This is a genomic window from Caballeronia sp. SL1002 (genome assembly GCF_057814995.1).
Window position 1 is genome coordinate 2512130 of record NZ_JBYMUW010000002.1, and the last position, 23936, is coordinate 2536065.

General features: G+C 62.9%; 26 protein-coding genes. 7 read left to right on the top strand and 19 right to left on the bottom strand.

Annotation, left to right across the window (positions count from 1 at the left end; genetic code table 11):
* Nucleotides 1-7 precede the first annotated feature (7 nt).
* Nucleotides 8-670 carry an SCO family protein gene (locus AC3D25_RS14050; RefSeq protein WP_488888975.1) on the bottom strand — a complete coding sequence of 221 codons (663 nt, stop codon included), beginning with the start codon at nt 668-670 and terminating at the stop codon, nt 8-10.
* 60 nt (nt 671-730) lie between these two features.
* The gene (locus AC3D25_RS14055; RefSeq protein WP_488888976.1) at nt 731-1468 is read right to left on the bottom strand and encodes an SURF1 family protein; all 738 of its coding nucleotides are present in this window, start codon (nt 1466-1468) and stop codon (nt 731-733) included.
* 90 nt (nt 1469-1558) lie between these two features.
* On the opposite strand from AC3D25_RS14055, the gene AC3D25_RS14060 reads away from it, so the two are divergent.
* Nucleotides 1559-1768 (top strand): twin transmembrane helix small protein, encoded by a 210-nt coding sequence (locus AC3D25_RS14060; RefSeq protein ID WP_488889699.1) that lies wholly within the window; start codon nt 1559-1561, stop codon nt 1766-1768.
* A gap of 171 nt (nt 1769-1939) precedes the next feature.
* On the opposite strand, the gene AC3D25_RS14065 is transcribed toward AC3D25_RS14060, so the two are convergent.
* From AC3D25_RS14065 to AC3D25_RS14100, 8 genes are all read right to left on the bottom strand, one after another.
* The gene (locus AC3D25_RS14065; RefSeq protein WP_488888977.1) at nt 1940-2797 is read right to left on the bottom strand and encodes a cytochrome c oxidase subunit 3; all 858 of its coding nucleotides are present in this window, start codon (nt 2795-2797) and stop codon (nt 1940-1942) included.
* A 125-nt stretch (nt 2798-2922) separates the two neighbouring features.
* Nucleotides 2923-3132 (bottom strand): DUF2970 domain-containing protein, encoded by a 210-nt coding sequence (locus AC3D25_RS14070; protein WP_488888978.1) that lies wholly within the window; start codon nt 3130-3132, stop codon nt 2923-2925.
* Nucleotides 3133-3166: 34 nt separating this feature from the next.
* A complete protein-coding gene (locus tag AC3D25_RS14075; RefSeq protein ID WP_488888979.1) occupies nt 3167-3745 on the bottom strand; it encodes a cytochrome c oxidase assembly protein in 579 nt (192 codons plus the stop codon).
* Nucleotides 3746-3753: 8 nt separating this feature from the next.
* Nucleotides 3754-3894: a cytochrome oxidase small assembly protein gene (locus tag AC3D25_RS14080; protein ID WP_488888980.1), complete on the bottom strand. Its 141-nt coding sequence runs from the start codon at nt 3892-3894 to the stop codon at nt 3754-3756.
* Nucleotides 3895-3962: 68 nt separating this feature from the next.
* Complete coding sequence (ctaD, locus tag AC3D25_RS14085; protein ID WP_488888981.1) at nt 3963-5576, bottom strand: cytochrome c oxidase subunit I; 1614 nt, start codon at nt 5574-5576, stop codon at nt 3963-3965.
* 73 nt (nt 5577-5649) lie between these two features.
* Nucleotides 5650-7251 (bottom strand): cytochrome c oxidase subunit II, encoded by a 1602-nt coding sequence (gene coxB, locus AC3D25_RS14090; protein ID WP_488888982.1) that lies wholly within the window; start codon nt 7249-7251, stop codon nt 5650-5652.
* Between the two features lie 105 nt (nt 7252-7356).
* Nucleotides 7357-7833, bottom strand: a complete 477-nt coding sequence (locus AC3D25_RS14095) for a DUF2244 domain-containing protein (protein WP_488888983.1) — start codon at nt 7831-7833, stop codon at nt 7357-7359.
* A 258-nt stretch (nt 7834-8091) separates the two neighbouring features.
* Complete coding sequence (locus AC3D25_RS14100; protein WP_488888984.1) at nt 8092-9081, bottom strand: methyltransferase domain-containing protein; 990 nt, start codon at nt 9079-9081, stop codon at nt 8092-8094.
* 149 nt (nt 9082-9230) lie between these two features.
* Here AC3D25_RS14100 and AC3D25_RS14105 point away from each other — a divergent pair, with 149 nt between their 5' ends.
* Together AC3D25_RS14105 and trmL are read left to right on the top strand one after the other, a co-directional pair.
* Nucleotides 9231-10001, top strand: a complete 771-nt coding sequence (locus AC3D25_RS14105; protein WP_488888985.1) for a ComF family protein — start codon at nt 9231-9233, stop codon at nt 9999-10001.
* A 15-nt stretch (nt 10002-10016) separates the two neighbouring features.
* On the top strand, nt 10017-10487 hold the full coding sequence (trmL, locus tag AC3D25_RS14110) for a tRNA (uridine(34)/cytosine(34)/5-carboxymethylaminomethyluridine(34)-2'-O)-methyltransferase TrmL (RefSeq protein ID WP_488889700.1): 471 nt from the start codon (nt 10017-10019) through the stop codon (nt 10485-10487).
* Nucleotides 10488-10557: 70 nt separating this feature from the next.
* Here the strand turns inward: trmL and AC3D25_RS14115 are convergent, their stop codons facing one another.
* The 4 genes from AC3D25_RS14115 to AC3D25_RS14130 form a co-directional block, all read right to left on the bottom strand.
* A complete protein-coding gene (locus tag AC3D25_RS14115) occupies nt 10558-11556 on the bottom strand; it encodes an NAD(P)H-dependent glycerol-3-phosphate dehydrogenase (protein ID WP_488888986.1) in 999 nt (332 codons plus the stop codon).
* 49 nt (nt 11557-11605) lie between these two features.
* Nucleotides 11606-12076 carry a protein-export chaperone SecB gene (gene secB / locus AC3D25_RS14120; RefSeq protein WP_488888987.1) on the bottom strand — a complete coding sequence of 157 codons (471 nt, stop codon included), beginning with the start codon at nt 12074-12076 and terminating at the stop codon, nt 11606-11608.
* Between the two features lie 107 nt (nt 12077-12183).
* Nucleotides 12184-12444, bottom strand: coding sequence for a glutaredoxin 3 (grxC, locus tag AC3D25_RS14125; protein WP_488888988.1), 261 nt, complete (start codon nt 12442-12444; stop codon nt 12184-12186).
* The gene (locus tag AC3D25_RS14130) at nt 12441-12866 is read right to left on the bottom strand and encodes a rhodanese-like domain-containing protein (protein WP_488888989.1); all 426 of its coding nucleotides are present in this window, start codon (nt 12864-12866) and stop codon (nt 12441-12443) included. The genes grxC and AC3D25_RS14130 overlap by 4 nt, the downstream gene beginning before the upstream one ends.
* Before the next feature lie 212 nt (nt 12867-13078).
* Here AC3D25_RS14130 and gpmA point away from each other — a divergent pair, with 212 nt between their 5' ends.
* The 4 genes from gpmA (at nt 13079) to AC3D25_RS14150 (ending at nt 17958) form a co-directional block, all read left to right on the top strand.
* Nucleotides 13079-13825 carry a 2,3-diphosphoglycerate-dependent phosphoglycerate mutase gene (gpmA, locus tag AC3D25_RS14135; protein ID WP_488888990.1) on the top strand — a complete coding sequence of 249 codons (747 nt, stop codon included), beginning with the start codon at nt 13079-13081 and terminating at the stop codon, nt 13823-13825.
* Nucleotides 13826-14117: 292 nt separating this feature from the next.
* Nucleotides 14118-15698, top strand: a complete 1581-nt coding sequence (locus tag AC3D25_RS14140; RefSeq protein WP_488888991.1) for a S41 family peptidase — start codon at nt 14118-14120, stop codon at nt 15696-15698.
* 151 nt (nt 15699-15849) lie between these two features.
* The gene (locus AC3D25_RS14145) at nt 15850-16605 is read left to right on the top strand and encodes a HesA/MoeB/ThiF family protein (RefSeq protein WP_488888992.1); all 756 of its coding nucleotides are present in this window, start codon (nt 15850-15852) and stop codon (nt 16603-16605) included.
* Between the two features lie 108 nt (nt 16606-16713).
* Nucleotides 16714-17958, top strand: coding sequence for an autotransporter strand-loop-strand O-heptosyltransferase (locus AC3D25_RS14150; RefSeq protein ID WP_488888993.1), 1245 nt, complete (start codon nt 16714-16716; stop codon nt 17956-17958).
* Here AC3D25_RS14150 and ptsP read toward each other — a convergent pair.
* The 5 genes from ptsP to gshA all read right to left on the bottom strand — a co-directional run bounded on the left by ptsP (nt 17955) and on the right by gshA (nt 23323).
* Nucleotides 17955-19715 (bottom strand): phosphoenolpyruvate--protein phosphotransferase, encoded by a 1761-nt coding sequence (ptsP, locus tag AC3D25_RS14155; protein WP_488888994.1) that lies wholly within the window; start codon nt 19713-19715, stop codon nt 17955-17957. The genes AC3D25_RS14150 and ptsP overlap by 4 nt on opposite strands.
* A gap of 211 nt (nt 19716-19926) precedes the next feature.
* A complete protein-coding gene (locus AC3D25_RS14160; RefSeq protein WP_488888995.1) occupies nt 19927-20196 on the bottom strand; it encodes an HPr family phosphocarrier protein in 270 nt (89 codons plus the stop codon).
* Nucleotides 20197-20240: 44 nt separating this feature from the next.
* Complete coding sequence (locus AC3D25_RS14165; RefSeq protein WP_488888996.1) at nt 20241-20723, bottom strand: PTS sugar transporter subunit IIA; 483 nt, start codon at nt 20721-20723, stop codon at nt 20241-20243.
* A 274-nt stretch (nt 20724-20997) separates the two neighbouring features.
* The gene (gene gshB / locus AC3D25_RS14170) at nt 20998-21954 is read right to left on the bottom strand and encodes a glutathione synthase (protein ID WP_488888997.1); all 957 of its coding nucleotides are present in this window, start codon (nt 21952-21954) and stop codon (nt 20998-21000) included.
* Between the two features lie 79 nt (nt 21955-22033).
* A complete protein-coding gene (gene gshA, locus AC3D25_RS14175; RefSeq protein ID WP_488888998.1) occupies nt 22034-23323 on the bottom strand; it encodes a glutamate--cysteine ligase in 1290 nt (429 codons plus the stop codon).
* Nucleotides 23324-23936: the final 613 nt, after the last annotated feature.

The window sequence follows — 23936 nt, forward strand, 5'->3', positions numbered from 1 at the left end:
TAAATCCTCAGCCGATCCGCGACCATTTCAGCAATTTCGCCAGATCCGCCTTGATCTTGGCGGGATCGGGATTCTTCGGGAAACGCATCATCAGATTGCCGTTCGGATCGACGAGAAAGATGTGGTCGGTGAGTTGCGAATCCTCGCCCGCGGGCAACCACGCGGCCACCTGCGCCGGATTCGCGACCAACATGCGCGTGTCCGGCTGCGGATACGCGGCCTTGATGACATCGGACACCGGACGGTCGTCGGTCCGCAGCCACACGTTGACCACGCGCTCGCGTTCCGCCGATTGCAGCACGCGCACCTGGCGCATGAAAAAGAGCCGTTTCACGCATTGCTCGTCGCAATTGCCGCTATTGACCGTGATCATCAGCCATTTGCCGCGCAGCGCGGTGAGCGGCATGGGCTTGCCGGCTTCGTCGGTGACGACGAATTGCTCGGGAATCGGGCGCTGCGGGTCGATCAACTGGCCGTAGCCCGACGTGCCGCCAGCCGGTTTGAACACGTAGTACGTCAAATACGAGGCGATGACGGGCGCCGCGCAGACCAGCGCGAGCAGGATGAGCATCCAGCGGCCGCGCGTCCAGGAACCCGGGCGCGGCTGGGATTGCTCGGCGCGCGCCTTGTTGATGGCGGACGGCGAAGGGCGTGGCGTTTGCATCGACAAAACGGAAACCTCTACGAATTTAAGCGCGGCGCGTTCCTGATGAACGATCCGCGAGATATTTCAGGCGCGGTGGACGGGTTCGGCGTCGTCCTGCACCGTCTCTTTTTTGGCGGCGCGCCGCGCGGCATACAGGCCGAAGGCGAGTGCCGCCGCCGCCATGCCCCACCACTGGAGCATGTAGCCGTAATTGCGCTCGACGCCGAGCGTCGGCGTGGGCCAGTCGCGCACGAGTTTGTCGGCGGTGGCGCTTTGTTGCTGGATCACGAACGGCTGGAGCGGCAGACCGGTTTCGCGCGCGTAAGCCGCGATATCGAGATTCTGCCGGATCGGCTGGTTCGCGGCCGATCCGCCGTGCCCGAGTTCGAACGCCTGCGACGCATTCGCGCGCGCCACACCCTGCAATTCGATCTGGCCTTTCGGCGTGTCGTAGGGCTCGATCCCGGTTCGATCGGCGAGATTGCGCGGCAGCCAGCCACGATTGACGAGCACGTAGCCGCCATTGGCGAGTTTAAACGGCATCACGACGTAAAAGCCGGGCTGGTCGTTATACGGACGATTATCGAGATAAACGACGCGATCCGGCAAAAACTCACCCCGCGCGCTGACCCGATGAAACTCGATGTCCTTCAGCGGCAACGGCGCCGCGCCGACGCGCTGCACCGGCGCGTTTTCGAACGCGACGATCTGCGCGTTCAGCGCCTCTTTCTGATGCGCGCGGTCGCGCTGCCAGAAGCCGAGGCGCACGGTAATCGCCATCACGATCAGGATGATGAGCGCGGGCCAGAAGCGGATCTTCATACCGGCCATCCGTCCCGCCGCACGCAGTTCACGCGACGCGGTGCGATAATCGAACGATTCGAATCAATGCGCCGTGTCGCGGCAGGTTTCATGCACATTTTCGTCGCCATCGCTTTCATCCTCATCATCGGCAGCCTGGGTTCAGCGCTGTATTTTATGATGACCGACAAGGGCAAGACCAAGCGGATGGTCTGGTCGCTCGCCGCGCGCGTCGGGCTGTCGATCTCGCTATTCCTGTTCATCCTGTTCGCACACTGGATGGGCTGGATTCAGTCGTCCGGCATTCCGCTCGGACGCTGATTTTTGGCTGCGCGGCTGCGGCGATATGTCCCGGCCTCAAGTCGCGCAAATAGCCTGAAAAGCAAAACGCCGCCCGAAAAACGTCGAGGGCGGCGCTATCGCGTGCTTGTTTCCAGCGGTGCTGCATCTGCATCACGGGCGGCGAAAAGTCGGCCGCCCTTCTCCCGGTTCTTACAGCCAGTACACGACGACGTACAGCCCGAGCCACACGACGTCCACGAAGTGCCAGTACCAGGCCGCGCCTTCGAACGCGAAATGGTGTTCGGCCGTGAAGTGCCCGCGAATCAGCCGCACCATCACCACCGTCAGCATCGTGCCGCCGAGAAACACGTGGAAACCGTGGAAGCCAGTGAGCAAGAAGAACGTCGAACCGTAGACACCCGACGCCAGCGTGAGATTCAGCTCGTTGTATGCGTGGAAATACTCGTAGCCCTGGCAGAACAGGAACGTCACGCCGAGCAGCACGGTCGCCGCCATCCAGATGATCGCCTTCTTGCGATGATCCTCGCGCAGCGCGTGGTGAGCGACCGTCAGCGTCGCGCCTGACGTGAGCAGCAGCGCGGTGTTGATGGTCGGCAACGGCCACGGGGTCATCGAGCGGAAATGCGGCACGAGCGCGGCGGGGCCGTTGTTCGGCCATACGGCGGTGAAATCCGGCCAGATCAGCTTGTAGTCGAGGCTGCCGAGTTCGTGCAGCGCGATCTGGCGAGCGTAGAACAACGCGCCGAAGAAAGCCGCGAAGAACATGACTTCGGAGAAGATGAACCAGCTCATGCTCCAGCGGTACGACTTGTCGACGTTCTTGCCGTACATCCCGCCCTCGGATTCCGAGATGGCGTCGCCGAACCAGTGCCACAGCGTGAACAGCAGGAACAACAGGCCGAGCAGCGCCGTGTACGGCGCCCAGACTTCACCGTTCACCCACGCAGCCGCCGATCCGAGCGTGACCAGAAGGCCGGACGCCGCCATGATCGGATGCCGTGACGGATGCGGCACGAAATAGTACGGGCTCTCGTTTTGACCGCTCATTATTGACTCTCCACTTCGATCCAGTTTCTTGATTTGCTTCAATCCGCGACCGCGCGCTTGTCTCAAAAAAACGCGCCGGCCCGACCGCTTGTTCCGCCTGATTCCGCCTGATTCCGCTTAATCTCTTATCCCACCACGGCCCGCACCACCACCAGCAGCAAGCCGATAAACAGCACCGCGCCGATCACCGCCGCTGCGATCAAATGCAGCGGCTTCAACTGAGCCGCGTCGCTTTCGAGATCGCTGCGCCGCCGGACGCCGAAAAACGACCAGAACACCGCTTTCATCAGCCGCAAAAAGCTCGATTTTCGAGCCGGCCTGCCTGTTTCGACCATCTTGCGTCCCCTGCTTGTGTGTCGCCATCGAAACTCAGGCGCCGCTGCCGCCCTTCGTGACCGTCTGCGGCGCCGTCAGTTCGAAGAACGTGTAGGACAGCGTGATCGTCTTGATGTCCTTCGGCAGCTTCGTATCCACGACGAACACCACCGGCAACCGCTTCGTTTCCTTCGGCGCCAGCGTCTGCTGGGTAAAACAGAAACACTCGATCTTCTTGAAATACTCGGTGGCCTGCTTCGGCGCGTAACTCGGAATCGCCTGCGCCTGCACCGTGCGGTCCTGTTCGTTGGTGACCTGATACATGATCGTCATCACCTGGCCCGGATGCACGTCGAGCGTGTTCTGCTCCGGCTTGAACTGCAACGGTCCACGCGCGTTCGCGTCGAATTCGATCGACACCGAGCGGCTCGCGTCGACCTGCGTATTCTTCGCCTCGCGCTCGGTCGCGTCGCGCTGCACGAGATTGTTGATGCCGGTGATCGAGCAGATCGCGCGGTACATCGGCACCAGTGCAAATCCAAAACCGAACATCAGCAGCGCCACGACGAACAGCTTGACCAGCATCGACCGGTTGAAGGAACGGTCGATTCGCGCTTCTTCTGGACTGGACACTTGATTACTCAACCTCGGGAGAGCATGAATTGCTGGATGACGGCACCCATAAAAAAGACGGCGACGATAACCAGCAAGATCAAACCGAGCCGCTTGTTGCCCGCGCGGATTTCCTCGGGCGTTCGTCTTTTTTGTGAATTCCGTGACATGCGTTCTGCTTCAATTTCCTTTTGAGGCGGTCCGCGGAACAATCCGCGGACCGCCCGGCCAACAGTATTTATTCGACCGTCGGCGGCGTTTCGAACGTATGGAACGGCGCCGGGCTCGGCACGGTCCATTCGAGGCCTTCCGCGCCATCCCACGGCTTGTCGCTCGCTTTTTCAAGCTCGCCGCCGCCACGATAGGTCGGCAGCGCGACCGCGAACAGGAAGTACACCTGCGCCAGACCGAAACCGAACGCGCCGATCGTCGCGATCTGGTTGAAGTCCGTGAACTGCGCCGGGTAGTCCGCATAGCGACGCGGCATGCCCGCGAGGCCCAGGAAGTGCATCGGGAAGAACGTGATGTTGAAGAAGATCATCGACGCCCAGAAGTGAATCTGGCCGCGCGTCTCGTTGTACATCCAGCCGGTCCACTTCGGCGCCCAGTAGTACCAGCCTGCGAACAGCGCGAACAACGATCCCGCCACCAGCACGTAGTGGAAGTGCGCCACCACGTAGTAAGTGCCGTGCATCTGGATATCGAGCGGGGCCATCGAAAGGATCAGGCCCGTGAAGCCGCCCATCGTGAACACGAACAGGAAGCCGATCGCGAACATCATCGGGGTTTCGAAGGACAGCGCGCCGCGCCACATCGTGGCGACCCAGTTGAACACCTTCACGCCCGTCGGGACCGCGATCAGCATGGTCGCGTACATGAAGAACAACTGGCCGGTCACCGGCATGCCGGTCGCGAACATGTGGTGCGCCCAGACCATGAACGACAGGATCGCGATGGAAGCCGTCGCGTAGACCATCGAGCTATAGCCGAACAGCGGCTTGCGCGCGAACGCCGGAATCACCTGCGAGACGATCCCGAACGCCGGCAAGATCATGATGTACACCTCGGGGTGCCCGAAGAACCAGAAGATATGCTGGTACATCACCGGATCGCCGCCGCCCGCCGCGTTGAAGAACGACGTGCCGAAGTGGCGGTCGAACAGCACCATCGTGATCGCGCCCGCCAGCACCGGCATCACCGCGATCAGCAGGTACGCCGTGATGAGCCATGTCCACGCGAACATCGGCATCTTCATGAGCGTCATGCCGGGCGCGCGCATGTTCAGAATCGTGACGACGATGTTGATGCCGCCCATGATCGACGACGCGCCCATCAAGTGGACCGCGAAAATGGCGAAGTCCATGCCCGGGCCCATCTGCGTGGACAGCGGCGCGTACAGCGTCCAGCCGGCAGCGGTTGCGCCGCCCGGTACGAAGAACGACGTGATGAGCAGAACCGCGGCGACCGGCAGCAGCCAGAAGCTGAAGTTGTTCATCCGCGCGAAGGCCATGTCCGATGCGCCGATCTGCAGCGGAATCATCCAGTTCGCGAAGCCGACGAACGCCGGCATGATCGCGCCGAACACCATGATCAGGCCGTGCATGGTGGTCAACTGGTTGAAGAACTCGGGCCGCATGATCTGCAGGCCGGGCTCGAAGAGCTCGGCGCGGATCATCAGCGCCATCACGCCCCCGGAGAGGAACATGATGAACGAGAACAACAGGTACAGCGTACCGATGTCCTTGTGGTTGGTGGCGAACAGCCACCTGCGCCAACCGGTCGGCAACGCGTGCGCGTGGTCGTCGTGCGCGTGGTCGTGACCCGCGGCTACATCGTGTCCGATGCTAGACATGACAATCTCCTAAAGCGAATACTGCGGCACTTAGCCGGTACACGTGCCACCTTCGACGGCGGCACGAGGCACGTCAGGCGGCCGGATTGATCTCTACACGGCGGGCTTCTTTCGTATCCGCACCGCCCGTGATGGTTTCCGGCTTCTTCAAAACGATACGGTCTTCCGCGACACCCGCCGATTTCAGCGCGTCGCGCACGGCTTGCGCGCGCGTCTTGGCGAGTTCGGCGTTCTTGTCGGCGGAGCCGGTGGCGTCGGTGAAACCCGACAGCGCCAGCTTCGCGTCCGGATGCGCCTTCGCGTAAGCGGCGGCGGCATCGATCGCGGCGGCGGCATCGGCGGGCAGCGTGCTCTTGCCCGTCTCGAAGTAGACGCTCGCGGGCAACGCGGCGGCGGCTGCAGCGGCCGGAGCCGAAGCGGTGTCCGCCGTGCTGGCCGCAGCCGACGCCGCTTCCGGCGCGGCTGCTGCTGCCGTGTGATCGCCGCCTGCCGGCATCTTGCCGTTGCGTGCGTCCGCAACCTGCTTCGGCTGCAGAAGGTCGCCCGTCTTGTTGCCCCAGCTATTGCGTTCGAACGTGATGACCGACGCGATTTCGACGTCGTTCAGCGCCGTGCCCCACGGCGGCATCGCGCCCTTGCCGTGCAGCACGATACCGACGTGCCCGGCGATCGGACCGTTCGCGACCTTGCTGCCGTCGAGCGCCGGGAACAGGCCCGCGCCCTTGCCGGTCGGCTGGTGGCAAACCGCGCAGTTCGACGCGTAGACTTTTTCGCCGCGCGCCTTCAGCTCGTCCATCGTGTAGGTCTTGTTGGGATCGTCAGCGCTCGCCGACATCTTTTTCTTCTGGTCGTCGACCCATTTCGCGTAGTCGTCGGCGGAGAGCACCTCCACCACGACCGGCATGTAAGCGTGTTCCTTGCCGCAGAGTTCCGTGCAGAAACCGCGGAACGTGCCGACCTTTTCCGCCTTGAACCACGTATCGCGGACAAAGCCCGGAATCGCGTCCTGCTTCACGCCGAACGCCGGGACGTACCAGGAGTGGACGACGTCGTTGGCGGTCGTGATGATGCGGATTTTCTTGTCGACCGGCACCACGAGCGGGTTGTCGACTTCCTGCAGATACAGATTGGAAATAGGCTGCTGGCCGTTCGTCTCGCTACGCGGCGTGGACAGCGTGGAGAGGAAGTTGATGCCCTCGCCCGGTCCCTTCACGTAGTCGTAGCCCCACTTCCACTGATAGCCGGTGACCTTGACGGTCAGGTCGGCGTTGGTCGTGTCCTTCATCGCGACGACGGCCTTGGTAGCCGGCAGCGCCATCAGCACGACGATCACGAACGGCACGATCGTCCAGATGATTTCGACGGTGGTGCTTTCGTGGAAGTTGGCGGCCTTATGGCCCTTCGACTTGCGGTGAACGATGCACGAATAGAACATCACGCCGAACACGCCCAGGAAAATCACCAGGCAGATGATCAGCATGAACGTATGGAGGCCAAAGAGCTCCTCGGCGATCTTCGTCACAGGCTGCTGGAAGTTCAGCTCGTTCACACGAGGACCGCCAGGAGCGTCGTTGACCGCCAGGGCCGCGCCGGCAGCGAGCATTCCGCCTGCCGCCAGCACGCCCGTGAGGGCTCGCTTGATTGTTTTCATAGCATCCTTACCCAAAATTTCCATTCAAACCTTCGACCCCGTCCGCACCGCTTGTCCGCGTGCGCGCCGCCTCAAATGCGAACGTCTCGCGGGGCGCGCCGTCTTGCCAGTCAGTCCGTGCGATTCGCTTCAGGCGCAGCGCCTGAGAGAGATACGCAATTCGGCGGCAAACTGTTTGCGACGATGCTGCGCCAGGTGCTGCCCGATCTCCACCGACTCCCCGCGCGACACCAGCCGCAGCGGTTCCCTCGGTGTCGCGCCCGTTTCGACCCGCACCCAGCGCGGATTGAACTCGAACTGCGTCAATTCTTCGGCGTTCATCTGCTCGATCAACAGCCGGTTTTCAAACAGCCGGATTCGTTCGTAATCGACCGCGTGGCGCGCGTAAATGGCAAACGCGATACCGACCACGATCAACTCGATCCCGGTGAACGGCAACACCAGCCAGGCACCGTTCAGGACCAGCAATACCGCGATACCCAATGAAACCAGCGCAAGCGACACATAAAAAGCCACGAATTGCCGCGGCGAAACAGAGCAGTTGCGCTTCATCAGCCAGTCTCTGATGACTGGCTCGGTCTCCGTCAGCAAATCGCTTGCTTCCATCGCCGCCTCCTGCCTGCTTTGCTGTCTGTCCTGCGCCAGCCTGCTTGCGGAACCTGCGTCCGACCACTAGGAAACTGCTTAAAATCGTGTCGGCCGGGCGACAAACTGACGCATTATAGGCGTGTTGCCTTGCATCCACAAGCAAGGGGCAGAACAGCGCAAAGCCAAGCGCCACAAGCTTCTGCGCCCAATCGACGCACACAAAAGCACCGTTTTCAGCCGCAAATTTCTGACATAACGAAAGCCCTCTTTACCGCGTCACCGATTCCGTTTTGGGCCTCGTCCGATATCTTCGAGCCGAACGATTCCATGCCCTTCCGCAGTCGTGCGCGGCACCGCTTTCCACGCATGACCGTAGATCACCTCGAACGTGAGCGGGATGGTTCCGTCCGCGCCCCGGCGCGCCTCCAGCGCCTCGTGAAGCGCGCGGCGCAAGGCGCGGCCGTCGGTTGCACCGTCTGGATCCGGCGTCAGGGCGGCGGGATAGGCGCCGAGCCGGCGCACGTCGTCGAGCAGCGAAGTGGGCGATTTGTAGGTGATCGTCAGCACTTCCTGGTCCATGACCGGAATCTCGAATCCACTCTCGACGAGCATGTCGCCAAGATCGTGCATATCGACGAAATCGATGGTGTGCGGACGCGGCGCGACGCCGATCGACTTCTCCGCTTGACGGAACGCGCCAGCCAGTTCGCGCAGCGTGTCCGGGCCGAACGTGCTGAACATCAAGAGGCCGTTGACCTTGAGAACACGTTGCCATTCAGGGAAAACGAGATCGGGACGCGGATGCCAGTGGAGCGCGAGATTGGACCAGAGCAGCTCGAACGCGCCCGGCGCGAACGGCAATTCGGAGAAGTCGGCTTGCGCGAGTTGCGGGCCGCGTGCGCCAAACGCTTTGTGGAGCGACGCGGGCAAGAAGCGCCGCCAGCCGGCTCCGGCGCTGGCATCGGAATCCGCCGACTCCGCTTGGCGCGCGCGCGCCACCATCGCCGCCGACAAATCCACGCCGACCACCGACGCTTCGGGAAAGCGCTCGCGCAATCCGGCCAGATCGGCGCCCGGGCCGCAAGCCGCGTCGAGCGCGCGAACCGGCGCGACCTTGATGTAATCGAGACGCTCGCGCATCCGCTGGGCGATTTCGCGCAGGAGAAACGCGGTGTCGTCGAAGGTCGCGGCGCGACGATCGAAGATCCGGCGCAGACGGCGCGGGTCATAGACCGGTCGGCTAGATTGTGCGGAAGTTGGGGACATGTCGGCCTGCTTGCGGAGACGGCGAAGTATACTCGGTCGTCTTGAAAACCGTCCTGAAACTGTTGCGGATACGCGCTGCGTCAGCCTTCGCGAGCAAGCGGCGGCGTCGGGCGCCACGCGACTTTGTCCTGAAAATGTCCGGGCCGCCGATGACTTTGCAGATCCTTACCCGGCTGTCCGGCCGGTCCGCGTTGCTGAACGCAACGCGCGTCGTCCGGCGCTTCTGCGCGGCGGCGCTGCCCAATCAGTGCGCGTTGTGTGGCAATTTGTCGCAGCAGATGTTGTGTACCGGGTGCGACGCCGCGTACTGGAACGAGCCGCGCGTGCGATGCGCGACTTGCGCGATGCCGCTGCCCGTTTCACGGCGCGCCGGAAACGGTCCGAAGCCGCGCTGCGCGGCGTGCGAGATCGCGCCGCCACACTTCGACGCGACCCTCGCGCTCGCCGATTACCGCGCGCCGCTCGACACGCTCGCTGTCGATCTGAAATTCCGAGCACGGCTCGCCACGGGCGATGCGTTCGCGCGCCAGCTTCATCGCGCGTTCGACGACAGCGACTGGCCTGCGCCCGACGTGATCGCGCCGGTGCCGTTGTCGCGCGAGCGGCTCGGCGCGCGCGGCCACAATCAGGCGTGGACGATCGCGCGGCCGCTCGCGGCGCGGCTCGGCACACGCGCCGACGCCGTGCTGCTGCGGCGCGTGCATGACACCGCGCAGCAGTCGAAGCTCGATCTCGATGCGCGGCGCCGCAACGTGGGCCGCGCGTTTTCGGTGGAAAAAGACGTGCGCGGGCGGCATGTCGGTATCGTCGATGACGTGATGACGTCCGGCGCGACCCTCGATGCCGTCGCGCGCGCACTCAAGACAGCGGGCGCGCGCCGCGTGACGAATTTCGTCGCGTTGCGCACGCCGAAAGACTAACTTTTGCTCAATCCCATGTTCAACGTCGTCCTTGTCGAACCCGAAATTCCGCCGAACACCGGCAACGTGATCCGGCTGTGCGCCAATACCGGCGCGCGTTTGCACCTGATCGAACCGCTCGGCTTTCCACTCGACGACGCCAAGATGCGTCGCGCGGGCCTGGATTATCACGAGTACGCGCAGATGCACGTCCACGCAAACTGGGACGCGTTCATCGCGAAGGAATCGCCCGACGCGGCGCGCATGTTCGCCTTCACGACGCGCGGCTCGACGCCCTTCTTCGACCACGGGTTCCTGCCCGGCGACTGGTTCGTGTTCGGCGCGGAAACGCGCGGATTACCGGCCGCCGTGCTCGACACGTTCGCAGCCACCCAGCGCGTGCGCCTGCCGATGCGGCCCGGCAACCGCAGCCTGAATTTGTCGAATACGGTGGCGGTCGTGACGTTCGAAGCGTGGCGGCAGGCCGGTTTCGACGGCGGCGAATAACGCGATCCGTCGAAAAAAAGCCGTCCCGACGAATCGGGACGGCTTTTCGAATGCGTGAAACCCGAAGCGCCTATTCGGCTTTCGCGTCGCGGCTGAGTAGCGCCTGCACCGCGTCGCGCGGCGCGACGCCGTCGAACAGCACGCGGCAAACGGCTTGCGTGATCGGCATGTCGATGCCGCGTGTCTGCGCGAGCGTCAGCACGGCGCGCGCGCATCGCACGCCTTCCGCCACGTGGCCGAGCGCTGCGAGAATCTCGGTCAGCGACAGTCCGGTGGCAAGCTGCATCCCGACCGTGCGATTGCGGGAAAGATCGCCCGTCGCGGTCAGGATCAGATCGCCGAGACCGGTCAGACCGGTGAACGTTTCAGCGTGGCCGCCTAGCGCCACGCCGAGCCGCGACATTTCCGCCAGCCCGCGCGTGATGAGCGCGGCGCGGGCGTTGAGGCCGAGGCCCAGACCATCGGCGATACCGGTCGCGATCGCCAGCACGTTTTTCACCGCGCCGCCCACTTCCACGCCGATCACGTCGTCGCCGGTGTAGATGCGCATTGCGCCGTGGTGAAAGGCGACGACGGTGCGTTCGGCCAGCACAGCCGACGCGCTCGCCACCGTCAGCGCAACCGGCAGTCCTTGCCCGACTTCGCGCGCGAAACTCGGTCCGGACAACGTGCCGTTGCTCGCATGCTCGGGCAGTTCGGCCGCGACCACTTCGTTCGGCAGGCATTGCGTCTCGGCTTCGAAACCCTTGCACAACCAGACGATATGCGCCGGCACCGCGCCCAACTCGCGCATCGTCCGGCAGAGCGCGCGCAAGCCGGCCACGGGCGTCGCGACGACACACAGCGCCGCGTCGTTCGCGGCGTGTGCGAGCGCAGCGGCGAGATCGGCGTCGTAGCGCAGCGTGTCGGGCAGCGCCACGCCGCGCAGATAGCGGGCGTTTTCGTGGGTATCGGAAAGAGATTCGACGAGCGCGCGGTCGCGCGCCCAGAGAACGGTGTCGTGCCGCGTAGCCAGATGGCCCGCGAGTGCGGTGCCCCAGGCACCGGCGCCGAGAACGGCTACTTTCATGCTCGGCTCCGGGTCCGGCGGTTTGACTTGGGCGATAAACGCCGCGTGTTTAGTGCGTTGCGCCGTTCGCCGCGCCTTCCTGCCCCGGCGCCAACTGCGCGAGACGCTGCTCGTAGAGCGCCTGGAAGTTGATTTCCGCGAGGTGGATCGGCGGGAAACCGGCGCGGGTGATCGCGTCGGCGATATTCGAGCGCAGGTACGGGAACAGAATGGTCGGGCAGGCGATGCCGACAAGCGGGTCGATCTGATCGACCGGGATGTTGCGGATATCGAAAATGCCGGCCTGCTTCGCTTCGATTAGAAACGCAACCTTGTCGCTGACCTTGGCGGTCACGGTGCCCGTCACCAGCACTTCGAACACGGTCTCGGCCAGGCGTTCGGCCTTCACGTCCACTTCCACTTCGACCGACGGCATTTCCTGTTCGAGGAAAATGCCCGGCGAATTGGGCTGTTCGAGCGACATGTCCTTCAGGTAGATGCGCTGGATGTTGAAGAACGGCTGGGTGTTGTCGTCAGACATGGTTGATTCCCTAGATTATTTAACGAGCAAACGGCGCCGCGCCTTCTTTCCGAAGGTCGCGGCACCGTCCGCCTTAGTGCCTGGCGCTTTCGTGTTCCGGACGGCTTTCAGGCCGATTCGAGCAGCGGCGCGAGGCCGCCCTTGCGATCGAGCGCGGAAAGATCGTCATAACCGCCGACATGCGTCTCGCCGATATACACCTGCGGCACGGTACGGCGGCCGGTACGGGTCATCATTTCCTCGCGTCTCGCCGGATCGCGGTCGATCAGCACCTTTTCGATGTGCTCGACCCCGCGCGACTTTAAAAGACGTTCGGCCATCTGGCAATACGGACAGACTTGCGTGCTGTACATCACGACTTTATTCACTTGAGTGCTCCTTGTTTCACGACCGGCATGCCGGCTTTCTGCCAGGCGTCCACGCCGCCCTGCAGAACATGAACTTCGGCGTAGCCGGCGTCGGACACGGTGCGGCTCGCCTTCTGCGATTGCTGGCCGGTCTGGCATACGAGCAAGACCGGATTGCTCTTATTCTTCGCGATTTGGCCGATCTTTGCTTGGAGCTCGCCAAATTCGACATTGCGCGCCGCGGGCAAATGACCCTTCGCGAATTCCGCGGCGGGGCGCAAATCGACGACGACCGCGTTTCGGCGGTTGATCAGCGTGGTGGCTTCGGGCGCGGACAGGCCGCCACGGCCACGGCGGCCGATCGTCGGCCAGAGCAGCAACCCACCGGAGATGAGGGCGATCGCGATGAGTACAAGGTTCGTGTAATCGGTGAAAAACTTCACGTCAGAGGCCGCCAAAAGTGGAGAAAAGGAAGAAAGAAAAATCAGGGCAATCCAGCCATTATAAAATAACCGTTTGCCGCGAGGCTCGGGTCCTGTGGCGATGGCCGTTCGGCCAGGTGCCGAAGCGCACGGACCCGCGTGCTGGCCGAAGAATCGTTTCTCGCTTTTTCCTGCTTTTTCCCGCTTCCCAACTAACCGACCTACAGACCATCATGTACAAGCTAGTGCTCATCCGCCACGGCGAATCGACGTGGAATAAGGAAAACCGGTTCACCGGCTGGGTCGACGTCGACCTGACCGAACAGGGCAATCGCGAGGCGCAGCAAGCCGGCGCGCTGCTGAAGGAAGCCGGTTTCAGCTTCGATATCGCCTATACCTCGGTGCTCAAGCGCGCTATCCGCACGCTCTGGCACGTGCAGGACCAGATGGACGAAATGTACCTGCCGGTCGTGCATTCGTGGCGTCTGAACGAGCGTCACTACGGCGCGCTCGCCGGGCTGAACAAGGCGGAAACGGCCAAGAAATACGGCGACGAGCAAGTCCTCGTCTGGCGCCGCAGCTACGATACGCCGCCGCCCGCGCTCGAAGCGAACGACGAACGCGCGTCCTTCGACGATCCGCGCTACGCTCGCGTGCCGCGCGAAGAGCTTCCGCTCACCGAGTGCCTGAAAGACACCGTGGCCCGCGTGCTGCCGATCTGGAACGAATCCATCGCGCCCGCCATCAAGTCGGGCAAGCGCGTGGTGATCGCGGCGCACGGCAACTCGCTGCGCGCGCTCATCAAGTATCTGGACGGCATTTCGGACGACGATATCGTCGGGCTGAACATTCCGAACGGCATCCCGCTCGTCTACGAACTCGACGAAAACCTGAAGCCGATCAAGCACTACTATCTCGGCGACCAGGAAGCCATCGCGGCGGCTCAGGCGGCGGTCGCCAAGCAAGGCAAGGCGGGCTGAGCGTCCGGGCTGCACTGACCTCGGCAATCACGGGCGCCGGGCGCATCGCGTCCGGCGCGCGAGTTTCTTCGCCGCCGCAACGCGTCTTACCGACGTCCGGTCGGGGGCATTCAGAGCTAGCCCGTTCCGGGTCCGCAATTTGCGGTCATTTCGCGGGCATCGCCAATCCAATTGCTTCACAACCGGTTACACAGCCGTTTAAGCTGCGTTTAAGTCCGCGCTTGAGGGGAGCAGTTATACTGCCCAGTCAACCACGACGCAGCCTAATCCGCTTCCGACCGCAACAGACTCCATGCGAAAGAACCTGAAAAATATCGGCCTGATCGCCGCGGGCCTTGCTACCGGCGTATTTGCAACCCTGCAACTGTCCGCCTCGGCGCAGCAAGCAGCCTCCGCGCCCCTCCCGCTAGACCAATTGCGGTTGTTTGCCGAAGTCTTCGGGCAAATCAAGCATGAATACGTGGAACCGGTCGACGACAAAAAGCTGCTGACCGCCGCGATCAAAGGCATGGTATCGAGCCTCGATCCGCACTCGTCGTATCTCGACAAGACCGATTACGAAGAGCTCCAGGAACAGACCAAAGGTCGTTTCGCGGGTCTCGGGATCGAAATTTCGTCGGAAGACGGGCTGATCAAGGTGATTTCGCCGATCGAAGACACGCCGGCGTTCCGCGCGGGCATCCGTCCGGGCGACCTGATCACACGCATCAACGACAAACCCGTGCGCGGCATGACGCTCGACAAAGCCGTGAAGCAAATGCGCGGCGACCCGGGCACGAAGGTCACGCTCACCATTTTCCGCAAGACCGACGACCGCACGTTTCCGATCACGGTGACGCGCGCGCTGATCCGCGTCCAGAGCGTGAAGATGAAGATTCCGGCGCCGGGCTACGGCTACATCCGGATCACGAGCTTCCAGGAACGCACGGTGCCGGATCTCGCCGCGAAGCTGCAGGATCTCGCGCGCCAGCAGCCTGATCTGAAGGGCCTCGTGATCGATTTGCGCAATAACGGCGGCGGTTTGCTGCAGAGCGCGGTCGGCGTCGCGGGCGCGTTCCTGCCGCCGGATTCGGTGGTGGTATCGACCAACGGCCAGATCGCGGATGCGAAGCAAACCTTCCGCGATACCTATGACAACTATCGCCTGCCGTCTTTCGACACGGATCCGCTGAAGAATCTGCCGGAAATCTTCAAGAAAGTGCCGATGGTCGTGCTGACCAACGCGTATTCGGCGTCGGCCTCGGAAATCGTCGCGGGCGCGCTGCAGGATCATCACCGCGCGCTGATCGTCGGCAAGACCACATTCGGCAAGGGTTCGGTTCAAACCGTTCGGCCGATGACCGCCGACACCGCGCTGCGTCTCACCACGGCCTATTACTACACGCCGAGCGGCAAGTCGATCCAGAACCAGGGCGTGCGCCCGGACGTTCCGGTCGACCAGTACGCGGAAGGCGACCCGGACGACGCGCTCGTCACGCGCGAGGTCGATTACTCGAATCACCTGGCGAACACGCAGGATCCGAATGAGAAGAAGGAACAGGAAGCCCGCGAATCCGACCGTCTGGAACAATTGCGCCTGCTCGAAGAGCAGAACGACAAGAAGACGCCGGAACAGCGCCGCAAGGATCGCGAACGCAAGCCGGTCGAATTCGGCAGCGCGGACGACTTCATGCTGCAACAGGCGCTGAACAAGCTGGAAGGCAAGCCGGTGGTCGAGTCGAAATCGATCAGCGAGCGCAAGCTGGCTCAGGCCAAGCCGCCGCGCTCGGCATCGGCGCCGGTTGCGGTCACGCCGGCGTTGCCCGCTACGCCGGGTTCGGATCCGGCGTCCGCCGCCGCACCGGCCTCCGCGCCGGCGGCGGAAAGCAAGTAATCCGCGTCGGACTTCGCGGCACCGCGCCGCGAAGTCCGCTTCAAAACCCGCGTCAAACCTTTTTCACCCGCATCGCGCGTTTAGAATGTCAGCGAAAAGCGCGCCGCATGCCGAACCGCATGAGTCAGGCGTCGCTCCACCGACTGCCGCCATGAACGACGACCAACTCCTTCGCTATTCCCGCCATATCCTCGTCGATGAAATCGGCATCGAGGCGCAGCAGCGCTTTCTCGACGCGCATGCCGTCGTGATCGGCGCGGGCGGTCTCGGGTCGCCGGCGGCGATGTATCTGGCGGCCGCCGGCGTTGGCGAGATCACGCTGGTGGACGCCGATACCGTCGATCTCACCAATCTCCAGCGCCAGATCCTGCACGTCACGCGCTCGGTCGGCCAGTCCAAGGTGGAGTCCGGCCGTGAAGCGCTCACCGCGCTGAATCCGGGCGTCAAGATCAACGCGGTCGGCGAGCGCGCGGACGCCGCGTGGCTCGACGCGAACGTCCCGCGCGCGACGGTCGTGCTCGACTGCACCGACAACTTCGCCACGCGCCACGCGATCAACGCGGCGTGTGTCGCGCACGGCGTGCCGCTCGTGTCGGGCGCGGCGCTGCGCTTCGACGGCCAGATCAGCACGTTCGACTTCCGCAGAGCAGAATCGCCGTGTTACGCGTGCGTGTTCCCGCCCGATCAAGCCTTCGAGGAAGTGGCGTGCTCGACCATGGGCGTGTTCGCGCCGACCGTCGGCATCATCGGTGCGATGCAGGCGGCGGAAGCGCTGCGGGTGATCGGCGGGTTCGGCGAAACGCTCGCGGGCCGGCTGATGATGCTCGACTCGCTCCGCATGGAGTGGAACACGATGCGGATCGCGCGGCAGGCCGATTGTCCAGTGTGCGGCGGACGGCATCGCTGACCCTTGCCGGTCGTCTCCCACCGCCATCTCAAATTTAAGAGTTCTCCAGTTTCGATAAAGCGCGCATCCGCATAAGGTATCGCGCTGCATCCTCGAACCTGGAAAACCATGAGCGGCACCGCCCTCCCTAACGTCGCCAGCTCCCAGCGCGGCCTGACGCAAAGCAGTTTCGCGAATCCCGGCGCGCCGTGTTTCAGCGGCCCCGAAGGCATCGCGTTCGATTTCAACTATGGTTGCCGCGTGAGCGTGCCGGTCGACGGCTGGCATGTGCGCATGACCGATCTCGACGTGGGCAGCGTGCTGTTCAACGAGCCGGTGGAAGCGGGCATCGTGGTGACGAGCCGCCGGAAGTACTTCGTGCGCTTTCTGCTGCAGGTTTTCGACGGCGACCGGCTCGTGTTCGAACATCGCTACGACGCGTCGAATCGCCGGATTCTGGTGCGGCTTTCCACCATGGCGCTCGGCGATTCGATCGCGTGGCTGCCGATCATCGAAGCGATGCGGGCGCAGCACGGTTGCGAGATGGTCGTGTATCTCGCCGGGCATTTGCAGCCGCTTTTCAACGCCGGATATCCTGATCTGCGGCTGATGACACAAGCGCAGCTCGACGCCGCCGATCTCACTTTCTACGCAACCTACTACGTCGGCCTGTTTTCGCCGTACACCGACCGCGATCACCAGCCGACCGACCCGCGCACGAGCCGGATGCAGGACGCGATTGGGTATCTGCTCGGCGTGCCGTGCGCCGAACGCCGGCCGAATCTGATCGTGCAGGACACGGCGCGACGGATTGCCGAACGCTATGTGTGCATCGCGACGCAGGCGACCGCGCAGTGCAAGTACTGGAACAATCCCCGCGGCTGGCCGACGTTGATCGCGTATCTGAAGGCGCTGGGATATCGCGTGATTTGTATCGACCGGGAGCGCGAATACGGCCTCGGCGATTACATCAATTCGATGCCGGACGGCGCGGAGGATTTCACCGGCGATCATCCACTGCAGGCGCGCGCGAACCTGCTGTTGCACGCCGATTTCTTCATCGGGCTGGGCAGCGGACTGTCGTGGCTCGCGTGGGCAACCGGCACGCCGGTCGTGATGATCAGCGGGTTTTCGCACCCGCAGACCGAATTCGTGACGCCGTATCGCGTGATCAACTTTCACGCGTGCAATAGCTGCTTCAACGACACCACGTCGCATTTCGATGCCACCGATTTCCTCTGGTGCCCGCGCCGCCACGACAAACCTCAGCCGTTTCAGTGCACGTTCGCGATCACGCCGGAACACGTGATCGCGACGGTCGCGCGGCTGATCGACGAGCACGGGCTCGCGGAACAACCCCGCGCCGCGCGTTAAACCTTCTGCAAATGCGCGAGCGCCGCGAGCAGTTCCGCGGGCTCGTAAGCGGCCAGAATATCGGCGACAGGTTTCTCGAACGCCTTCAAGTTCGAGCGCAGAATTTCCTGCTTGACCACCAGCAACTGGCTCGGATGCATCGAAAATTCGGTGAGTCCGAGGCCCAGCAGCAAACGCGTGATGGCCGGGTCGCCCGCCATTTCACCGCAGACCGACACCGGCACGCCCGCTTTCGTCGCTTCGCGCAATGTGAACGCGATCAAATTCAGCACGGCGGGATGCAGCGGATCATAGAGATGCGCGACGGCGTTGTCCGCGCGGTCGATCGCGAGCGTGTACTGAATCAGATCGTTCGTGCCGATCGACAGAAAATCCAGACGCTTCAGGAACAGCCGCACGGCGATCGCCGCCGCCGGAATCTCGATCATCGCGCCGACCTGAATGTTCGGGTCATACGCGATTCCCGCGTCGTCGAGTTGACGCTTCGCTTCCTGGATCAGGTCGAGCGTCTGGTCGATTTCCTGCGCGTGCGCGAGCATCGGGATCAGGATTTTCGCGCGCCCAAACGCCGATGCGCGCAAAATCGCGCGCAATTGCGTCATGAACATTTGCGGCTCGGACAAGCTCCAGCGGATTGCGCGCAAACCCAGCGCCGGATTCGGCGCGGTTTCGTATCCGTCGCCGCCACTCATCGATTCGAGCGGCTTGTCCGCGCCGACGTCGATCGTGCGGATCGTCACCGGCCGCCCGTTCATCAGTTCGAGCGCGCGCCGGTACGCGGCGAATTGCTCCTCTTCCTCGGGCAGCTGATGCTTGTGATTCATGAAGAGGAACTCGGTGCGGAACAGGCCGACGCCCATCGCGCCCGCGTCCATCGCCGTTTGCGCGTCGTCCGGCAGTTCAATGTTCGCGCACAGGTCGATCTTCGTGCCGTCGAGCGTTTGCGTCGGCGAGAATTTGAGGCGCTGCAACTTGCGCTGTTCGAGCACCTTCTCGCTTTGCCGGTACGAATATTCTTCGAGCACGATCGGCGCGGGATCGACGATTACGATGCCGTGATCGCCATCCACGATGATCAGATCGTTCTGGCGGATCAGCACGCTCGCCTGCTGCACGCCGACCGACGCCGGGATGCCCAGGCTGCGCGCGACGATGGCCGTGTGCGACGTGCGCCCGCCGAGATCCGTGACGAAACCCTTGAACGCCTGCGTCTTGAACTGGAGCATGTCGGCGGGCGCGATGTCATGCGCGACCACGATCATGTCGTTATGGCCGTTCGTGGCAGCGACGTGAACCACGAGCGATGCCGCCGACGGCGCGCCCGCGAGCGCCTTCAGAATCCGTTCAACGACTTGCTGGATGTCGGCCTTGCGCTCGCGCAGGTATTCGTCCTCGATATCGTCGAAATGGCGCGAGAGGATTTCGAGCTGCTCGGTCAGCGCCCATTCCGCGTTGTAACGGCGCGTGCGGATCAGGTCGATGGTTTCCTGCACGAGCATGGCGTCGTTCAGGATCATCGTATGGACGCTGATGAACGCGCCCATTTCGCTCGGCGCGTCGGCGGCGAGGTCTTCGCGCAGTGCGTCGAGTTCTACGTGAACCGCTTCTTGCGCCGTGCGAAAGCGCGCGATTTCCGCGTCGATCTGGTCCGGTTCGATCAGGTAATGATCGACGTCGAGCGCGGCGGGCGCGATCAGATAGGCGCGCCCGATGGCGATACCGCGTGAGACGGGAATTCCATGCAGCGTGAAGGACACGCGCACCTCCTCTAGTTGTGATGACTCGCGGTCTCTCTGGGCCCGCGGCAGGCGATACGACCGCCGCCATTATAAATTCGAATGGTGTCAGAAGCCCGACGCAGCGCAACACGCAAGCTTTTCAAGCGTTTACACGGATGCCGTCGCAAGACGAAAAAAAGCCGCGTCGTACGCGGCTTTTCATGGGTCCAACAGTGAGCTGTTCCGGCTGTTACTGCCCTTCACCGAATTTATCGGCGATCAGCGCGAGAATGGCGGTCATCGCCTCGGCTTCGTCGGCGCCTTCCGTCTCGATCACGACCGTGCTGCCGATACCGGCTGCCAGCATCATCACGCCCATGATGCTTTTCGCGTTGATCCGGCGGCCGTTGCGGCTCATCCAGATTTCGCACTGAAAACTGCCCGCCAGTTGCGTGAGCTTCGCGGATGCGCGTGCGTGGAGCCCAAGCTTGTTCACGATAGTTGTTTCTTGTTGCAGCATGATGCTCCGAAGCGCGGTGAAGGAAAGGTCGGTACGGCTTTAATCTAATGACTGACGGCCTTCGCGGGCAGACACGCGGCAACGGCTTTCGCGGCATCGCTCGCGACGGGCGCGCCGCCCAGTGCGCAATGATTCGCGGGCGTCGAGGCGTCGAGTTCCTGAATGCCCTTCGATCCACCCTGCAAGGTTTTTTCCGTCAGCGTGTCGAGCGGCGTGGTGCGGTAGCAGACGGCGCGCACGAGCATCGGCAAATTGACGCCCGCCAGGACGCGCACGGAGTCGCTCGCGAGACTGCCCGCGATATTCGCGGGCGTCGCGCCGAACACATCGGTCAGCACGATGGCGCCGTTGTCCTCGCGCAGACGGTCGATCTCGGACCGTGCGAACGCGCGGACTTCTACGGGATCGCAATCCGGCATGACGTCGATTACGCCGATGCGCGCGGGCAAGCCGCCGTAAATGTGCGAAATACACTCCCGCAACGCGGAAGCGAACGGAGCGTGCGCGATGATCAGAATGCCAGCCATGTCAGAGTTACTGCCCCAAAACGGCGAAAACCGCCGATGAACGTCGAAATGCGCCAAAAAGTGGCGTCTAGAATGCGAAAAACGCCCTGTACCTAGCTTAGTCGCGATTCTGATGAAGTGCTTGCAAGCCTCGTGCCGTCGCAAGCGCTCACCGCCACTTCACCGTTTCCGCAGACGAATCGAATAATTCCGGGCGATTCGCGACAGGAAAACGGCATCCCAAAACAGGAAGATTGTAACAGTTCGGTTCATTTCAACCGTCCGGAGGACTCGCTCAGGAAGCCGCACGCTCCAGCGCGTCGATGAACATGCCGGCGACATCGAAGCCGGTCTGATCCATGATTTCGCGGAAGCACGTCGGGCTCGTCACGTTCACCTCGGTCAGGTATTCGCCGATGGCGTCCAGCCCGACGAGCAGCAGCCCGCGCGCGGCCAGCACCGGGCCGAGCTTTTCCGCAATTTCGCGATCGCGCGCCGACAGCGGCTGCGCGCGGCCAAGTCCGCCCGCCGCCAGATTGCCGCGTACCTCGTTGCCTTGCGGGATGCGCGCGAGCGAATACGGCACGGGCTGCCCGCCGATCAGCAGAATACGTTTGTCGCCGTCCGAGATTTGCGGGATGAACTTCTGCGCCATCACCGAGCGCGCGCCGTTGTCGCTCAGCATCTCGACGATCGTGCCGAGATTCATGCCATCCGCCTTCACGCGAAACACGCCCATGCCGCCCATGCCGTCGAGCGGCTTCAGGATCACGTCGCCATGCTCGGCGTGGAAGGACCGCAGACGCGCCGGATCGCGCGTGACGAGCGTCGGCACGACATATTCCGGCCATTCGCCGATCGCGAGCTTTTCGGAGTGATCGCGGATTGCCTGCGGCTTGTTGAAAATGCGTGCGCCCGCGCGCTCCGCCATTTCCAGGAGCCACGTCGACGTCACGTATTCCATGTCGAACGGCGGATCTTTGCGCATCAGAACGGCGTCGAAATGCGTGAGCGACAGATGCTCGGCCTGTTCGGCCGCGTACCACGGCGAGCGGTCGCTGTTCGCTTCGTCGCCGACGATCGCCACGCGCCGCGCCGTCGCCTCGACCGTGCCGCCGATCCACGCGAGATGCTGCGGCTCGCAGTGATAAAGCACGTGGCCGCGCCGCGCGGCCTCGGCCATCATCGCGTAGGTCGTGTCCTTGTAGATCTTGAACTGGTCCAGCGGATCGGCGATAAAAAGGATGTCCATAAGGGTCCAGAGTGGCCGTGCGGCCTTCGTTGATCAGTGCGAAGGCGCGCTTGTCGGAGGCGCGCCGATGCAGAGAGTGTCAGACCTGAATCGCTTCGGGATCGGTCTTTTCCAGTTCCACCGACGCCGCCAGCAGCCCGAGCCGCGCGACCACGCCGTACATGTAGAAACGGTTCGGCGGCGCGGCGCCCGGTTTCGCGTGGCTATCCGGCAGCGCCGAATGCTCGAAACCGAGCGGCTTGAAGTGCATGCCGGGCGCGTTCAGGTTCTGGTCGCGCTGACGCGAATCGTGTACGCGATAAAAACCGCCCACCACGTAACGATCGATCATGTACACGACCGGTTCCGCGACCGCGTTGTCCACGCGCTCGAACGTGGGCACGCCTTCCTGCACGATCACGTCGTGGACTTCGAGCCCGTCTTTCGCGTCGTTCATTTTCACACGCTCGCGCTTCGTGAGCGCCGCCACTTCCGCCGCGTCGTGCACGGTCATCACGCCCTTGCCGTAGGTGCCGGCGTCCGCCTTGATGACGACATACGGCTTCTCGCTGATCCCGTACTCGCGATACTTCTTGGCGGTTTTCTTCAGCACGCCGTCGATGGCGTCCGCGAGCGCTTCCTCGCCCGTGCGCGCCTCGTAGTCCACGCCTGCAACGTGCGCGAAGTACGGATTGATCATCCACGGGTCGATTTCGACCATTTTCGAGAACTTTTTCGCGACGTCGTCGTAGCAGGAAAAATGCGTCGATTTCCGGCGCACGGCCCAGCCCGCGTGCAGCGGCGGCAGCAGATATTGCTCGTGCAGATTTTCCAGCACGGGCGGAATGCCGGCCGAAAGATCGTTGTTGAGCAGGATCGAGCAGGGATCGAAATTCTTCAGGCCGAGACGACGCGGCGTGCGTTCGAGCGGTTCGAGCACGATTTTCTGGCCGTCGGCGAGCGCGATCGTCACGGGACCGTGGATGTTTTCATCCAGTGTGCCGAAGCGGATATTGAGCCCGGCTTGACGCATGATCGTGGCGAGGCGCGCAACGTTTTCCAGATAGAACGCGTTGCGCGTGTGGCGCTCGGGAATGACGAGCAGGTTTTTCGCGTCGGGGCAGATCTTTTCGATCGACGCCATCGCGGCCTGAACGGCGAGCGGCAGCACTTCCTGCGGCAGGTTGTTGAAGCCGCCGGGGAAGAGATTGGTATCGACGGGCGCGAGTTTGAAGCCCGCGTTGCGCAGATCGACCGAGCAATAGAACGGCGGCGTGTGTTCTTGCCATTCGAGGCGGAACCAGCGTTCGATGGCCGGCGTGGCGTCGAGGATCTTCCGCTCGAGATCGAGCAACGGGCCGTTTAACGCCGTGACTAGGTGCGGAACCATTGATGACTCGCTGACTTTAGAAAAAAGATTGTAGAGCAAATGCACGACGTATTTGGGGATGAACTACCGATAAGCAATGCCTCTGGCGGGCCTGGCGGCGTTGTTCGGGTTTTGTTCAGAATTGGGCGCGGGTAAGCGTTGTTTATGCCTTCTGATGGCGCTCGCGCTTCTCTCGGAATTTAATGCGCGGGCGCGCGCTGGTGTTGTTCACGCCGTCTGATCTTGTTCCGCTTTTCTGGGAACTTGCTTTCGTGTCGGTTTATTAGCACGCCGCTATGCGCGGCAGCAGTCACTTTCTTTGCTGCTGCAAAGAAAGTAACCAAAGAAAGCAGCTTGTCCGCCTAAGTGTCCACCACACATAACCAGACGGATAGGCGCGCAAGCTAACTCGGCCACCGCGCATTCATTCGGATTGGCACAGCGCCTGTCAGTTCCATCCTCGCTACGCAAGGACGACGGGCATATCTCACAACCGGCAGTCGGCAGTCGGCAGTCGGCAGTCGGCGGTTGGCGGTTGGCGGTTGGCGGTTGGCGGTTGGCGGTTGGCGGTCGGCCGTTGCGGTTGGCCGTTGCGGTTGGCGGTTGGCGGTTGGCCGTTGCGGTTGGCCGTTGG

Bases quoted from the DNA above. Each gene is read 5' to 3' on its own strand.
- gpmA (WP_488888990.1), top strand. From the start codon at position 13,079: ATGTACAAGCTAGTGCTCATCCGCCACGGCGAATCGACGTGGAATAAG.
- AC3D25_RS14065 (WP_488888977.1), bottom strand. From the start codon at position 2,797: ATGAGCGGTCAAAACGAGAGCCCGTACTATTTCGTGCCGCATCCGTCA.
- AC3D25_RS14070 (WP_488888978.1), bottom strand. From the start codon at position 3,132: ATGGTCGAAACAGGCAGGCCGGCTCGAAAATCGAGCTTTTTGCGGCTG.
- AC3D25_RS14115 (WP_488888986.1), bottom strand. From the start codon at position 11,556: ATGAAAGTAGCCGTTCTCGGCGCCGGTGCCTGGGGCACCGCACTCGCG.
- AC3D25_RS14080 (WP_488888980.1), bottom strand. From the start codon at position 3,894: ATGTCACGGAATTCACAAAAAAGACGAACGCCCGAGGAAATCCGCGCG.
- AC3D25_RS14100 (WP_488888984.1), bottom strand. From the start codon at position 9,081: ATGTCCCCAACTTCCGCACAATCTAGCCGACCGGTCTATGACCCGCGC.
- AC3D25_RS14160 (WP_488888995.1), bottom strand. From the start codon at position 20,196: ATGCTGCAACAAGAAACAACTATCGTGAACAAGCTTGGGCTCCACGCA.
- AC3D25_RS14145 (WP_488888992.1), top strand. From the start codon at position 15,850: ATGAACGACGACCAACTCCTTCGCTATTCCCGCCATATCCTCGTCGAT.
- AC3D25_RS14140 (WP_488888991.1), top strand. From the start codon at position 14,118: ATGCGAAAGAACCTGAAAAATATCGGCCTGATCGCCGCGGGCCTTGCT.
- AC3D25_RS14055 (WP_488888976.1), bottom strand. From the start codon at position 1,468: ATGAAGATCCGCTTCTGGCCCGCGCTCATCATCCTGATCGTGATGGCG.
- gshB (WP_488888997.1), bottom strand. From the start codon at position 21,954: ATGGACATCCTTTTTATCGCCGATCCGCTGGACCAGTTCAAGATCTAC.
- AC3D25_RS14060 (WP_488889699.1), top strand. From the start codon at position 1,559: ATGCACATTTTCGTCGCCATCGCTTTCATCCTCATCATCGGCAGCCTG.
- AC3D25_RS14150 (WP_488888993.1), top strand. From the start codon at position 16,714: ATGAGCGGCACCGCCCTCCCTAACGTCGCCAGCTCCCAGCGCGGCCTG.
- coxB (WP_488888982.1), bottom strand. From the start codon at position 7,251: ATGGAAATTTTGGGTAAGGATGCTATGAAAACAATCAAGCGAGCCCTC.
- trmL (WP_488889700.1), top strand. From the start codon at position 10,017: ATGTTCAACGTCGTCCTTGTCGAACCCGAAATTCCGCCGAACACCGGC.
- AC3D25_RS14105 (WP_488888985.1), top strand. From the start codon at position 9,231: ATGACTTTGCAGATCCTTACCCGGCTGTCCGGCCGGTCCGCGTTGCTG.
- AC3D25_RS14095 (WP_488888983.1), bottom strand. From the start codon at position 7,833: ATGGAAGCAAGCGATTTGCTGACGGAGACCGAGCCAGTCATCAGAGAC.
- ctaD (WP_488888981.1), bottom strand. From the start codon at position 5,576: ATGTCTAGCATCGGACACGATGTAGCCGCGGGTCACGACCACGCGCAC.
- secB (WP_488888987.1), bottom strand. From the start codon at position 12,076: ATGTCTGACGACAACACCCAGCCGTTCTTCAACATCCAGCGCATCTAC.
- gshA (WP_488888998.1), bottom strand. From the start codon at position 23,323: ATGGTTCCGCACCTAGTCACGGCGTTAAACGGCCCGTTGCTCGATCTC.
- AC3D25_RS14165 (WP_488888996.1), bottom strand. From the start codon at position 20,723: ATGGCTGGCATTCTGATCATCGCGCACGCTCCGTTCGCTTCCGCGTTG.